A 13,997-nucleotide genomic window follows, 5' to 3' on the forward strand; every position below is an offset into this window, starting at 1 on the left:
GACAGCTAAATAATGAAGCAACAACGCCCTAATGAGTCCATCCGCCCCAGTTTAGTCAGTCGCATAGTGGCGCTATCAGCCTTGGTGTTACTGCTGCTGTTACTGTGGTTCTACATTGTGCCCACAGGGCTGGCCAGCGCGTGGTACTTCAAAGCTAATCACTATCTTACCCTGTGGATACAAGACGAAGCGCTTTTCAGTGAAGAATCAGCGCAACAGGCCGTAGATGCCATTGATCATGCGGTAACACTCGCGCCAGACAATCCGCACTATTTACTGACCAAAGCCAAGCTAAATGAGTGGTTATGGTACAAAGGCCTAATGACCACAGAGCAATTAGACGCTTCAGAGCAGTTGTATTTGCAAGCTATTGCCATGCGACCAACTTGGCCAAATGCTCATGCTGATTATGCGTACTTTTTAGGCGTTACCCAATTTCGCGTCACTGAGGCATTTGAGCAGCTAGCACTCGCCCACCGCTATGGTCCCTACTTACCGGAGATCCTGCTACGCCAAATCGGCGTAGGTTTTACCCAATGGCGCTATCTCACTTCCGAGCAAAAACTGGACACATTATCGGCATTAAAATATGCCGTGGTGAGTGATTGGGATACCTACCACGAAGCATTAAGACTTAGCAGAGATTCAGGCATGTACCGCGTGTCATGTAGTTATTTGAGAGCTAGCAAAGCGGAGTTTACCGAAGACCAGCAGACAAAAATACTTGCACAGTTTTGTAAGGCTCCTAGTAACTAACACCGTCAGCAGTAGATATTTTAAATACGTAATATTAATGGGTTAACAAGTTTTTTGACTACATTGATGAAATGGAATTTTAAGATGAAAAATAGAAACTTTAACTACGATTTGTTGCGTCTATTAGGTTTACTGATCATTATGGTTGCTCATTCATCGCCGCCGGGATGGTTATTCCAGTTACGAAATTTTGGTACACCGTTGTTGGTCTTAGGCTCGGGATTGACCTATTCACTCATTTACTCACAGCGACAGATTGAAGCAGTTAGTTTTCTCAAAAAAAGACTCCCCAAACTCATTCTACCAGCGTGGATTTTCCTCTCATTTTTCTTTGTCTGCCTCTACGCCGCCGCCACTATAACGAACAAAGATTTTCCCTTTAAGGCCCAAGAAGTACTGACCTCATATATTTTTATGGAAGGTATTGGTTTTGTTTGGATATTTAAAATCTATCTGATGCTGGCTATCGTCACGCCGATTGCTATTTACCTCAATAATCGTTGTGATAGCAACCTTAACTACTTAGCGGCACTTATCGCAGCATATGTGGTTTACGAGTTGGTATTGGCCGCTGTAGACCCGCTGTTAGCGGCATCCTATAAAGAATATGTCGACTCAATTATTTTTACCTTTATCCCCTACTCACTAGTCTATCTCTACGCATTTAGACTCACAAAAATTAGCGATAAAACCATCATCACCGCTATAGTCATTTCATTAGTGATATTCGTGGTACTCGCCATCGTCAAATATCAACAGGTTGGCGAGGTAATCTCAACGCAGAAATATAAATACCCACCAACTATCTACTACTTGTCTTATGCATTTTTTGCCATTAACACCATCTACCTTTGTATCCGTAGTATTAAAATCAGCAGCATAACTGCGCAGGCCATTGTTACTTGGCTGTCATCCAACTCTTTGTGGATCTATCTGTGGCATATTTTTGCATTCTACATTTGGGAGTTCACATCGCCGATGGAAGACGGCAGTTTTGTCAATTTCATCGTTAAGAGCGTTTTCCTATTTGGCTTTGGTATTAGCATGACGCTGATACAAAATCGCATAGTGTTCTCTATTCGCTGGAATAATTACCATTGGAATCATCGCATTGTTCCACTAATCGCCAGCAGATAACTTCCCACGGCTAATCACATGCCGAGCGTATTCTTGAACACACCGTGCGATACGTTCGGCACTTCGTTGCTAGAGAATAGCTGTCGCGCAACCAGCAGTGGGGTGACTCGTAGCAAGTGCACTGATGTGCATGCCACAAAATCAATCCGTCCAGTAACGCCAAACAGCAATGAATTAAAGATAAGAAGTGACTGATGCGCCGTATAGCCTAAAGTACCGACGATAGCTGCGGAATCCTCGTTCAATCCTTGTCACTGCAAGCTCTGTGCCTCATCTATCAGAGGAACACAACAAAGTGTCGACGAATTAAGCGATATAAGTAAACATTCGCCACGTAATACTCATGGAAAAATTTGCAACTGGCAGTTGGCACTGATGCGGCCAGCCGCCGATGCCCGAGCCAGTACAGCCGTCCAACTAACGCATATTGCTCGCTAGCGTTGACCAAGAGTATGCTCTGCCGTGGCTATGTCGGTTATGCCGACATCCGTGACTAAATCCTCGATAAATGAGGTATCGCGACCTAAATAAGCCGCACCGGACTTAGTCAGATGAATCGAGTCACGAAATAACGGCTTACCGGAAAAGCTAGCGATACAATGTCCGTCGCTCTCACAGAAATACTTCGACAATGAGATCACTGGCGCGACATCTTCTACTTGGCTTAATAAGCTGACGCTAGTAATCGAAGTATCGTTATTAAAGTTGCACTGTTCGCGGTTGAATGAATTCACCACAGAGCGAACAAAGCAAAATCCAGGGTCAAAATACGAGCGTGGCGGCGGTGAGACCACTACCACTTTTTTACCCGCGAGCTTAAGCGCGTTGATGGTATATACCAGCTTGTTGAGTACCACGCGCTCGTTATAGTCGCGTATCTCATTATCATAATAGTTTTTGCTGTATTGATAATCGAAAGTAGATGTCAGCACTACGTACTTAATTTTAGGATTATCAGTAATATAGCTAAACACCTCATGATTATTGCGAATACACTTTCTGGCCCACTTACCAGTATGGTCATTACGCATCACGCTAAAGTCTAAAATGGGTGGGCATGCACTGAAGGTTTTCTGTACCAACTTAATAGCATCGTCAGTACCGATCGCGCTTGCGGTGTGCATGCCTAACGAGTCGCCCCATACCACCCACTCAGGATTTGCACTATTCTGGCACTTAACCGCAAAGCCATATTGGCCGAGGTCACAGGTGTCAGATAGGCCGATATTAGGCTTAACGAGCTTATCAACCGCTACTACATTGTCGGCGTAAAGCACTTGCGGAGCCACATCGACCGTTCCTCTGATGAGTACCAGAGATAACAAAGTAAAGGCAAACGAGCCATAGAAAAGCTTGTATATTTTCTGCCGACTGAATGTTTTCTTATTTCTGAAAGGCGCTTCAATATATAGATACGAAGCATAAGCCACGAAAAAGGTAAACGATATCAACATCAACTTGTGTATTAAGCCATGCTCATCAGGCACCACCATGTACTTGTAAAAAACCACTATCGGCTGATGGAACATATACAGGCTATAACTGATTAGCCCAATGAAAACGAACACCTCATTGGATAATATTTTGTGCATTAGGTAATCGGGATGGTCAAACACCAAGATCAGAAATACAGCCAAAACGGGTAATAATGCCCAAGGCCCAGGAAACGGTAGGCTGTTGTTGAACTGCACCAGAAACAGTAATAACCCAGCAAAAAACAGCAGCAACAATGTATCTATACCCTTTTTGCCCTCACTGAGTGATAACTTGTCTCGCACAACAAACGCTAATACACCGAACAATAACTCCCAAGCTCTTGTTGGCAATAGATAATAACTGGCTAGCGGGTGCGTGTACGAGCCATAACAAGAGATGATAAAGCTAGAGACCAGCATAAAGACAACAACTGCAGTTAAATGTAACCGCAACTTTGTCTTAAAAATAACGATCAGAATCAGTGGGAAAAACAGATAGAACTGTTCCTCAACCCCAAGGCTCCAAGTGTGCAGCAATGGCAGCCTTTCTGCGGTATCCGTGAAGTAGCCAAAATTATTCCAAAAGAAAATGTTAGATGCGAAAAACAGCGAATAAATGGAGCTATCTAAGAATGAGACTAGCTCTTTAGGACTAAATAACGTCAACGACGCCACGCAGCTCAGCGCAATCACAGCAAAATATACAGGCATCAGTCGCCGAATACGGCGCTCATAAAAAGAAGTTAACGAAAAACTTCCGTTCCTGATCTCCTCAACAATGATTGACGAGATCAAGAAACCACTAATAACGAAGAAAATATCAACGCCAATGAAACCACCAGGAAAAATGCCGATACCGAAATGAAAAAGTATCACCGGCACAATGGCTACTGCTCTCAGTCCATCAATATCTGCACGATATTTCATGATGTGCCCTCCTTTTTATACTTTATCAATGTCGTCAGCGCTAAAAGCCCGATAATTCGTCCATCTAATGGCACATAAAAACAAAGAGATACCAGCATAAAAATGTAGAGTGCTATGTTGTTCACTCCATCACCTTTTATCTTTTTGAAGTTCTTTGCCGCAAATCTGAAAAAGCAATAAATGAACACCCAACCGAAGTAGATCACCCAGTCGAAAAAGAACGTTTTGGTCGAGACGGATTGCACGTTACCTCGGATGAAATAGACCGCCACTTCTTCAAAATTAAGGGCATTGGGGAACAACGAATCCATAAAGTCGATAACGGTCGGGCCAAGGTTATAGATCTGGTCAAAATACCCCGTAAAACCGACACCTAACGGCGATAACACTGAGCTATAGATGGCAGTAAAAATCATCACACTGCGGGTCGAGGAGCTGTTGTACTTTTCAATATCCAGTACAAACGCGTCCAAAATTAGGTAGTAACTGCCCACCAAAAAGGTAACGCTGCCGATAATAAGTACCAGTGATTTGTTGCGGCCGCTTTCAGTGATAACAAATTTGCCGATAGCCAATGCCATTAAAAACGTGAGTAGTGCGCCTTTGGAGGATACAAACAGCAACACTGCAACCACGGAGATTGTTGCAGTGAGAAAGCTGACGTTGAACACAATCATCAGCAACATCAATGCCGTCACTATTTGGAAACCAAACGTACTGGCTTCTAAGGTGTAACCCCGCATCCGATCGGGTGAAAAGGCTGCAGAACCTTGTAGAAAAGATTGGCTATTCACCGTATCTGGGGACAGCAAGTTCAACATGAACACTGCCACTACAAGAAAACTGGCAATTTTACTCGCCACTTTTAATTCCGAGTAATCGAAGCATAGAAAAAAGGTGAAGAACACAAACGACGAGAAGTTAAGAATAAAAAGTCGTGCCCCGCGATCAACCAGAAACGCTAAGTCGGTGTCATCGGCAAAAAATAGCGAATAACCCAGCGAATATAGCCCCGCGATGAAGATAAATACTATCGGCTGCCATGCATAAGCAGGTACGCGCTTATAGTTAAACGCAAGGTACAGCATAATTAGTGGCAGCAAGGAAATGACCAACGGCGCAGTAAAAGCCCCACCAATCGCACTTAGCGCAGTGTTCTCGAACACTAAAAAAACGCTCGACAGATATAACAGCGCCTTACCCATAGTAGCCTCGATTAATTCTTTTCGAGATTCGATAGTAGGCACGGCTTCTGATCGTTAGCTCCAACAACATGATAAATAAGGTTCTACCGGTCAAAGGGTAACGGGACGATCCGATCTGCCGATAAAATTCTTTTAGCTGTTGCAGTAGTCGCTCGTAGTCACTGCCGTCCTTTTTCATGGCTAGCTTGGTACTTCTCAAATACAGATTGGCGATGCAGGTCTTCAAAAAGAAATTGCCACAGCTCTGCATCTCTGACGTCAAATAGGTGTTGATGATGTGCTGAATTTTGCTAAAAGCGTGTAGATGCTCAACTTCGCGTTTACCTTTAAACGAGGCTATAACGGAATCTGGGCGGGCATTGTATGCATAAATCACCTCTTGATGAGAGGCTGAACGCTCGGTGCGAGCTAACGCTTCAACCACGAACAGCACATCCTCACTCAAACCAATAGATTGATCAAAGCGAATGTGATTATCGTTCAAATAATGACGACTAAACACAAAAGAGCAGATATGAAAGCTATTTTTCTTCAGCAGCAGATTCTTAAACAGCTGCACTCCTTCTCCATCTTTAACGGCAAATAGCTTATCCTGCCCCGCGCCGACATGTTTTACATATGAATACTGAATAACATCGATAGTTGAGCCATGCAGGTCACGATAAAGAATATCGAACACATTGTCTGGCACATCGTCATCGCAATCCAGAAACATGATGAAGTCAGATTGCGCCTGTGCTAGACCAAAATTGCGTGCAGAGGAAACGCCACCATTGGGCTTGCTAAAACAGCTAACCAAGGGGGATTGTGGTAGTGAGTCACTTTGGTCTTCCGCTGAACCATCGTTAACAACAATAATGTTAAACAATTCGGCAACTGATGAAGATACCCGCCCATTGAGATGTAACAACCTTTCCAGCAAACGGTGAAGATATTGCCAGTCGTTATACACCGGGATGATGATGGAGCACAGTTTGCTATTCAACCCGTAGCTCCTTCCAACGTTCGTTAACCGTATGCTTAGTCGTTTCGTCGGCGAGCAGCAATGCACCATGGCAAAACGCGTGGTAAATTTCAGGAGACTCTAAAATCGTTCTTATCTTTAATGCCATATCCTGTGTGTTATAGGGCGAGATAAGATAGCCGTTTTCACTATTCCTAACGATCCACTTGGCTGCTGGAAACGTGTCAAACAATACAATTGGTAACCCTTGGCTACGAGCTTCTATCAAGGTTTGCCCAAAGCCTTCATATTTAGATGTCATCAAGAACAGCGAATACTGTCGGTAGACCTCTTCAACCTTATCTGTCGCGCCTTTATAACTGATTCGGCTATCGCTACTGATCAGCTTGGTTAACTCGGCAATTTCAACGGCGTCACCGGTGCCATAAATATCTAAGCGATAGTCGTCAGGCAAATGTTTAAACACCTCAACGGCCGCCTTAAAGTTCTTCTGTTTCTCTTCAATTCGACACACCATCAGTATTTTTTTTGATATAGGCGGAATGTTGTGCGCTTTTTCAATTTTACAGCCGCGCGGAATAATACTGATCTTATTGCTGAGTTCTGGATACAGTTGTGCAAGGTGCTCGCGGTCATATGCTGTATAAACGGTGAAGTGTTTAATATATTTCCCGCGTAATGACATCGCCAACTTACCAAATTTAGTAAATATAATGTCAAACCGATTAGTTTGTACCATGATGACATTGTTGTTATCTAACACACTAACGGGGATATATAGCAGATCCGTTGGGTGGAATAAAAATACATCCTCCCCAACCGGCTTTTGTTTTCTTAGTGCGTTTTTTAAATTGAGTGCAGAAACCACTTTAAAAACCGAATTACCTTTATAAAAACCATACTCTATATAATCAACACTAGTAGATTTTTGATAAACTTCATCAGCGCCATCGTACTTAAACAGTTCTTTGATTTTTCTCTCAGAACCTAAATATTGAATCTGTAACTCTCTAATGAGCGTTTCAATTCCACCAAGCGATGTAGAAATATGTGTATTGATGGTAATCATGTTAGTTCCCCGCTTGAATTTCACTATAGAGTTGTAAAACAGAGAATTTGAACTTATCTAAACTAAAATTATCTTCAAATGAGTGGCTAACATTGGCTTTTAGTTGATGCCACTTGAGATCATCATCCAGCACCTTAAATATTTTTTCGAGCTTAGGCATATTATCAAGGTCGAATGTAAACCCATTAAGCGGAGTTAAAATCAATTCAGGCAATGCGCCACGGTTGGAACCAATAACCGGTACTCCAGCGCGAAACGCTTCAATAACGACAAAGCCAAAACCTTCCCAACGAGATGGACAGATCAACGCTTTGGCATTCTTTAAGATATAGTTGACCTTAGCGCCATCCAACCAGCCAGTAGTAATAATCTTTTGGCTGGAAAAATCCCCCGATTGGAAGTCACCAATAACGATTATTTTGTAGTTATTCGGCAGGTATTTCGCTATTTCATCTAAAAGGTCATATCCTTTTTGCTCGCTCTTTCTCCCGACAAAGACAAGATATTTCTCATCTTCAGCGAGTGTCAGCGTCACCGCCTCATCGATAACGACATCTTTAGGTATGGAGTTATAAATAACAGTTAATAAGCTGTTTTTTATACCAATAATGCTAGCTTGTTCTCTTTCGTACTTTGAGATACAAACAATTTTACGGTTAAGTTTGGATAATAAATGTTCAACAACGGCATAAGTCTTCAGTACGATCTTGCGACTATTCATACTGAAGCTCCAACCGTGAGAGCAGTAAACAATTTTACGTTTAAGTCCTGGCTCGATGATGCAGACCAACCTAAGTAAGCCTGCAAAAGTGCTGTGCATAAAAACGATATCTGGCTGTTGCTCTTTATATACTCGATAAAAGGTCTTAAACATTGTAAGCAGATCTTTGGGACGTCGTTGGCTATAGCGATAGCCAATGGAGTCAGCATCAATATACTGCTGCTGGTTTTCCGGTACTAAAAAGATATTTTCACACTCTTGTTGCGTAGCTAACGTCAGCATATTTAGGTAAGTGGCGATACCACCTTTTACCGTCTCGGCTACATGAAGAACTTTCATTTATTACTCCAAGCGAGAAACATCTCTCGTTCCATAAACCAAATATCGAGAAAACAACACAATGCAGCAACAACAAATGAACCAGATATCAAGGTGGTACAAAGATTAAAGTTACCAATGTAGGAACTAATAGATATTGCGCTTACCAAAAACAACGCCAATAAAATATTGATCTTCAAACTTCTCTGCGGTTGTCCCAAACCATAATATACCCCGCCGCTAATGCTATAGATCGCTTGAAATGGAATGGAAAAACTGAGTACGACCAAAATCGTTCTCGCATCCAACCATTTATCCCCTAACACCAGCGAGATGATCTCTGCCGCATAGAAGTAAATAAATAAAAACAACAAACTCCCAAACACAAGAAATACTGCGTTTAACTTGAGAATAAACGCCCTAACCTCATCTAGACTTTGGAGTTTTTTAACTAGTGGTTGAATTGCTGGCTGTAGTGAAAACGACAGCAGCATTACGGGATATTTAGTCAGTTGGTAAGCACGGTCGTATAGTGACAAAATATCAATACTAAATAAGCGTCCGATAAGTAAATTGTCGCCGTAGCGCACGAAAAAAGAGACAATATTGCTTGAAGTAACACTTCTAGAAAACGTGGATTTTGGCGCCGTTCTGTCAGTAATTTGATTTATCAGTTCTTGTGGATGCAGATATTGCCTAAACATCACAAATAGCCAAGTCACACGTATAAATGAATATAGCGCCACTTTAACCACCAACACATTCATATCAAAATCTGTGCTTAATCCGACCAGCACCGCACCTAGCAGAGAAATGAGCTCAGCCGTGCATTCAACCACCGCCACTTTAAAAAACTTAAGTTGCTTATATAACAAGCCGATTAATGCTGAAGCCACGCCATATAGCATGAGGGCGGCAGCCAATAGCGCAATAGCAAGGTTGTCGACCTTAAACTGATAAAGCAAAGGAAACACCAACAATAGCACCACCATTATTACGGCTCCTCTGATGGAGGTAACAAGGGCGTTGGCTAGCACTCTTCGTTCGTCATCTGCCGATTCGGCATTGATGATTTGCTGCATGCCGCCAGCTTCTGACAGAATAATGCAGAAAAAATACAAACTGTTGATGATGGAAAATGTGCCAAAGAACTGCTTGTCGACGAACCGAGAGAGGACCATCAACGTCAGAAACTGCAGCACAAAGAAACAGCCCTTTGAGAAAATACTTTCTATTAGCGCTTTCATGTTAACAACTCACTTATTTGCAAATAATCAAGCAGATAGATGATAAAACACCTATTCACTTGCTATTTACAGCGCTTCCAGTTTGCGTGTTGCCTTACCAGAGCAAGTATTCAAAAACCTCGCAAAGTCCTCACCTAAAATATGATCATTGAGAGCGTATGTGACCAGTGCTTCCAAATACCCTAATTTGCTACCACAGTCATGACTTCTGCCAACTAAGCGATACGCCTCAACTTCCTCTTCCCGTACAAGTTGCGCTAGTGCGTCGGTTAATTGGATCTCCCCGCCAGCCCCCGCAGTGGTGAAATCGAGTAGTTCCATCACCAAAGGTGACAATACGTAGCGCCCGGTAATTGCCATATTAGAAGGCGCTTCTTCTACACTAGGCTTCTCCACCATAGCGTGAAGTTTTTCAGAACCGCCCTCAGTGATATCTTTCCCTTGTAAATCAACAATCCCGTAGGCGTTAACGGATTCTACTGGAACGCCTTCGACCATGATTTGGCTTATGCCTGTAGTTTCATAGCGATCAAGCATCGACTTTAAATTGTCTTGCTTTACGTCATATTGAAATTTGTTAATCAGCACGTCGGGCAGCAATACTGCAAATGGCACCTTGCCAATCACTGGAGCAGCGCAAGAGATAGCGTGGCCCAATCCTAATGCGACTGGTTGACGTACTGAAATAATGGTGACATTTTTAGGGGTGATAGACCGCACCTCTTCGAGTAGCGAACGTTTAACGCGGTTTTCTAATTGCGCTTCAAGTTCAAAACTGGTGTCAAAGTGGTTCTCAATGGAATTTTTACTGCTATGAGTCACCAACACTATTTCCGTGATCCCAGCAGCAGCAGCCTCCTCAACCACATATTGGATGAGCGGTTTGTCGACAACAGGGAGCATTTCTTTTGGAATAGCCTTAGTGGCCGGAAGCATACGGGTGCCAAGTCCCGCAACAGGAATAATGGCCTTAGTTACCTTGCGGCTTGTGATAGTTTGCATTCAACGCTCCATGTCTGCTGCTAAGTTAGGGGGCTACATTTTCACAACGACTTCTCGTTTGGGGTAAGTTAGTCGTCCTTGAATAACCAGTTCAAACGCTGGAAACGAACAACACATCTGTAATCCAGCCATTAATATTTATCATTATTTTGGTAAAACTCAGCACTATTCATGAGTTTTAAATCTTAATCTGTCAAAAACTTTCATATTCGTCATAATTTTGACAATATCTAAGGTATACGAAATCAAGCAAGATTAGCAATACCTCCTAACACTAAAGTAACATGTTGTTACAACTTTATGTAATATATAGGTGACAAGAATGTTAAATAAACAGCATGGATAGCTAGGTTGTCGAAATCGTTCTATTGTTGACTAGGAAAGTGCTAAGCAAGCAAAGGACATCACTCGTGCGCTTCTTAATCACGTAATATCTGCAGCCACTCAATAAACATAGGATCGTTCATGGGTTGGAAAGATATACAGTTCAAATACATAAGGATTGTATTGCTGTTTATCTCCGTAACATTGCTACTCGGCAATGCCAATTATCTTAACCAGCTATTTTCACCAGAATATATGGCCGAGATAAAGGATAGATACGGTGATGAGGCCGTCGAACGTATCGCTGGCTGGAAAAGGCTGCTTGACGAAGGCAAAGGCCAAAGTGATTGGATGCGCATTAATAACGTTAACAACTTTTTTAACAAGAATGTGACGTATCAATCCGATCTCGTCCATTGGGGCCAAGAGGATTATTGGGCGACACCAGTTGAAACGCTCGGCACCGGCGCGGGGGATTGTGAGGATTACGCTATCGCTAAGTACGTTTCACTTCGAGCCATGGGCGTGCCAGATAGCAAACTGCGCATCATGTATGTTCGGGCGCTCTCTGTTGACGAACCACACATGGTATTGCTCTATATAGAACAAGAAGATGCTGTACCTAAAGTATTAGATAACTTAAACCCAAAACTGTTACCTGCAACACGTAGAGCCGATCTAAAGCCTATATATGGATTTAACGCCGAAGGTCTTTGGCTGGCAAAAGCACAAGGGCTAGGTAGAAAAGTAGAAGGAAAAACAGGTGGGTCCAACTGGCAAGACTTACTTAACAGGATAGAAAAGGGAATGTAACTGTTATGACGTCAACATCAAAAGGCTTTATGCCGGGCATCTCGCTCCGCTTTCAGTTACACCTACTGATTATATTGGTAGCGCTGCTAACATTTACCTCCAGCCTCTATCTATCGATACAGAGCACCCAGCAGTACTTAAATACCCAAATGCAGTCACATGCGCAAGATACAGCCACAAGCCTAGGATTATCAATTTCCAGCTATCTGGATGACCCTAACCTAGTGGTGGCAAAGACTATGGTCAGCGCCATTTTTGACTCGGGTTATTACGAAGAAATTATGTTTACCGACACCAAAGGTGACGTAAAAATTCACAAAACTAATCCAGTTGAGTTTGATGAAGTACCACATTGGTTTGTCAGTATGTTCCCCCTCACCCCTCCGTCACGCAGCACAGAGGTCAATAGTGGTTGGGGGGATGGTGGCGTGCTGTCGGTTCAATCCAATCCTGGTTTTGCTTACAAAGCATTATGGCGTACCGCTAAACGTAATTTCTTGGGCATTGCGGGAATTACCTTGCTTAGCCTAGTGCTGATCCAACTTATTACAATTGCGGTGCTAAAACCGCTACAGAAAATCGAGCATCTCGCAAATGAAGTTGGCAAAAAGAACTTTATAAAACTCGAACAACTGCCCTTCACTACCGATTTACGCGCCGTTGTGAACGCCATGAATACCATGGTGGCCAACATTCAACGCAGTTTTGCTTCATTAACTAAACAGGCTGATGAGTTAAAGCGCAAAGCGTTTCAGGATCACCTGACCGGACTTGGTAACCGTCGTTTAATGGAACAGCGCTTCGCAGCGGCACAACAAGGTATCGTCAATAACGAAACCAAAATGCATATTGGCTTGCTTAGCTTGCATTCATTGGCCGAGGTAAATCATCAGCAAGGCTATGCAGAGGCAGACCGCTATATTTTACGTGCGGTCAACGAGCTAACCATAGCGCTGGCAAATACCGACAGTGAGGTGTTCCGTATCAACGGCAGTGACATAGTATTTCTGAGCCATGCGCATGAAAAAAATCTACAGCGAGCACTCGACAGTTTCAACGAACAGATAAAACTGCTCAACAACCAACACTACCAAAACGGCTTCGGCTCCGTAGTGATGATGCCCGTTGATGCAGATACACCGCTGCCCCACTATCTATCGGCATTGGATCAAGCCAATATTCAGCGTAAGCAGCAACCGAATTTACCCGTGATGGTCAGTGACGATCAGCGCGAAAAACCAGAAGGTCGAATGGCATGGAACCAACTGATCCAGCAGATACTAGATACTGAAGAGTTTGAACTATGGGCACAGCCCGTGGTGAGCAACGACAATGCTATCTTGTACATCGAAACGTTTGTGCGCTTTAAGTATCAACAACAGCCACTGGCGACCGCTGAAACCTATGCAATGGCAGAGGAACAAGGCTTAGCGCTGCAACTGGACATGAAGGTTATTCGCTTTATTTTGCAGCAGATTATCCAACGGCCGGAATATCCCTATGCGATTAATCTGTCACTCGGCGCAGTAAGTAACAAAATCTTTGGTCAGTGGCTGGATGCGCAGTTACAAGCATTGGATAAACACGGCAGCATTATTTTTGAGTTATCAGAGCACTCAATACTCAAAGCCCCCGAAGAGTCTAAAGCACTGTTTGAGTTAATAAAACGTAACGGCTGTCAGATTTGTATCGAACGATTCGGCGCCAGTTTAAGCACCTTCAAATATCTGCAAGGTCTTGATGTTGATTATGTAAAAGTTGATGGCTCATACAGCCTAGCAATTGATAGTGCAGACAATTTGTTTTTCATCAAAACACTGTGCCAAATCTGCCACGGGCTCGGTATACCGGTAATTGCCCCGCACATTGAAAGCAAAGAGATTTTGCGCAATTGTCAATCAACAGGCGTCGATGCAGTACAAGGGAATTGGTTGTCCGTACCACAAAAAGCCAATATATTGACAAATAAAAGTAACTTGACAGGCAACATTATTAACTTAGAATTAACTAATCCAGCACGTTTCTGAAGATAAGGATAT

Annotated in this window: 12 protein-coding genes; 4 read left to right on the plus strand and 8 right to left on the minus strand. The window is 43.0% G+C overall.

Annotated features, from left to right (window positions below; translation table 11 throughout):
• Nucleotides 1-12: 12 nt before the first annotated feature.
• The gene (locus tag ACN0TT_RS02795) at nt 13-756 is read left to right on the plus strand and encodes a hypothetical protein (RefSeq protein WP_417760621.1); all 744 of its coding nucleotides are present in this window, start codon (nt 13-15) and stop codon (nt 754-756) included.
• 84 nt (nt 757-840) lie between these two features.
• On the plus strand, nt 841-1,893 hold the full coding sequence (locus ACN0TT_RS02800) for an acyltransferase family protein (protein WP_417760622.1): 1,053 nt from the start codon (nt 841-843) through the stop codon (nt 1,891-1,893).
• A gap of 14 nt (nt 1,894-1,907) precedes the next feature.
• Here ACN0TT_RS02800 and ACN0TT_RS02805 read toward each other — a convergent pair whose 3' ends face one another.
• The 8 genes from ACN0TT_RS02805 to galU all read right to left on the minus strand — a co-directional run bounded on the left by ACN0TT_RS02805 (nt 1,908) and on the right by galU (nt 10,821).
• Complete coding sequence (locus ACN0TT_RS02805; protein WP_417760623.1) at nt 1,908-2,138, minus strand: hypothetical protein; 231 nt, start codon at nt 2,136-2,138, stop codon at nt 1,908-1,910.
• 189 nt (nt 2,139-2,327) lie between these two features.
• A complete protein-coding gene (locus tag ACN0TT_RS02810; RefSeq protein ID WP_417760624.1) occupies nt 2,328-4,295 on the minus strand; it encodes an acyltransferase family protein in 1,968 nt (655 codons plus the stop codon).
• Nucleotides 4,292-5,500 (minus strand): hypothetical protein, encoded by a 1,209-nt coding sequence (locus tag ACN0TT_RS02815; RefSeq protein WP_417760625.1) that lies wholly within the window; start codon nt 5,498-5,500, stop codon nt 4,292-4,294. The genes ACN0TT_RS02810 and ACN0TT_RS02815 overlap by 4 nt, the downstream gene beginning before the upstream one ends.
• Nucleotides 5,493-6,485, minus strand: a complete 993-nt coding sequence (locus ACN0TT_RS02820) for a glycosyltransferase family 2 protein (RefSeq protein ID WP_417760626.1) — start codon at nt 6,483-6,485, stop codon at nt 5,493-5,495. Before ACN0TT_RS02820 ends, ACN0TT_RS02815 begins: the two co-directional genes overlap by 8 nt.
• The gene (locus ACN0TT_RS02825; protein ID WP_417760627.1) at nt 6,478-7,533 is read right to left on the minus strand and encodes a glycosyltransferase; all 1,056 of its coding nucleotides are present in this window, start codon (nt 7,531-7,533) and stop codon (nt 6,478-6,480) included. Before ACN0TT_RS02825 ends, ACN0TT_RS02820 begins: the two co-directional genes overlap by 8 nt.
• A 1-nt stretch (nt 7,534) precedes the next feature.
• Nucleotides 7,535-8,593, minus strand: coding sequence for a glycosyltransferase (locus ACN0TT_RS02830; protein ID WP_417760628.1), 1,059 nt, complete (start codon nt 8,591-8,593; stop codon nt 7,535-7,537).
• Nucleotides 8,590-9,819 carry an oligosaccharide flippase family protein gene (locus ACN0TT_RS02835; RefSeq protein ID WP_417760629.1) on the minus strand — a complete coding sequence of 410 codons (1,230 nt, stop codon included), beginning with the start codon at nt 9,817-9,819 and terminating at the stop codon, nt 8,590-8,592. Before ACN0TT_RS02835 ends, ACN0TT_RS02830 begins: the two co-directional genes overlap by 4 nt.
• 66 nt (nt 9,820-9,885) lie before the next feature.
• Nucleotides 9,886-10,821: a UTP--glucose-1-phosphate uridylyltransferase GalU gene (galU, locus tag ACN0TT_RS02840; protein ID WP_417760630.1), complete on the minus strand. Its 936-nt coding sequence runs from the start codon at nt 10,819-10,821 to the stop codon at nt 9,886-9,888.
• Between the two features lie 465 nt (nt 10,822-11,286).
• Between galU and ACN0TT_RS02845 the strand changes: the two genes are divergently transcribed.
• Both ACN0TT_RS02845 and ACN0TT_RS02850 read left to right on the plus strand, forming a co-directional pair.
• Nucleotides 11,287-11,958 (plus strand): transglutaminase-like cysteine peptidase, encoded by a 672-nt coding sequence (locus tag ACN0TT_RS02845; RefSeq protein WP_417760631.1) that lies wholly within the window; start codon nt 11,287-11,289, stop codon nt 11,956-11,958.
• A gap of 5 nt (nt 11,959-11,963) precedes the next feature.
• Complete coding sequence (locus ACN0TT_RS02850) at nt 11,964-13,985, plus strand: EAL domain-containing protein (RefSeq protein ID WP_417760632.1); 2,022 nt, start codon at nt 11,964-11,966, stop codon at nt 13,983-13,985.
• The last annotated feature ends 12 nt before the right edge of the window (nt 13,986-13,997 follow it).

Origin of the sequence: Shewanella sp. (genome assembly GCF_048265805.1) — a bacterium.
In the GTDB taxonomy this organism is placed as follows: Bacteria; Pseudomonadota; Gammaproteobacteria; order Enterobacterales; family Shewanellaceae; genus Shewanella.

Coding starts and splice junctions, on each gene's coding strand:
- ACN0TT_RS02795 (WP_417760621.1), top strand. CDS start 13: ATGAAGCAACAACGCCCTAATGAGTCCATCCGCCCCAGTTTAGTCAGT.
- ACN0TT_RS02800 (WP_417760622.1), top strand. CDS start 841: ATGAAAAATAGAAACTTTAACTACGATTTGTTGCGTCTATTAGGTTTA.
- ACN0TT_RS02810 (WP_417760624.1), bottom strand. CDS start 4,295: ATGAAATATCGTGCAGATATTGATGGACTGAGAGCAGTAGCCATTGTG.
- ACN0TT_RS02815 (WP_417760625.1), bottom strand. CDS start 5,500: ATGGGTAAGGCGCTGTTATATCTGTCGAGCGTTTTTTTAGTGTTCGAG.
- ACN0TT_RS02825 (WP_417760627.1), bottom strand. CDS start 7,533: ATGATTACCATCAATACACATATTTCTACATCGCTTGGTGGAATTGAA.
- ACN0TT_RS02830 (WP_417760628.1), bottom strand. CDS start 8,593: ATGAAAGTTCTTCATGTAGCCGAGACGGTAAAAGGTGGTATCGCCACT.
- ACN0TT_RS02835 (WP_417760629.1), bottom strand. CDS start 9,819: ATGAAAGCGCTAATAGAAAGTATTTTCTCAAAGGGCTGTTTCTTTGTG.
- galU (WP_417760630.1), bottom strand. CDS start 10,821: ATGCAAACTATCACAAGCCGCAAGGTAACTAAGGCCATTATTCCTGTT.
- ACN0TT_RS02845 (WP_417760631.1), top strand. CDS start 11,287: ATGGGTTGGAAAGATATACAGTTCAAATACATAAGGATTGTATTGCTG.
- ACN0TT_RS02850 (WP_417760632.1), top strand. CDS start 11,964: ATGACGTCAACATCAAAAGGCTTTATGCCGGGCATCTCGCTCCGCTTT.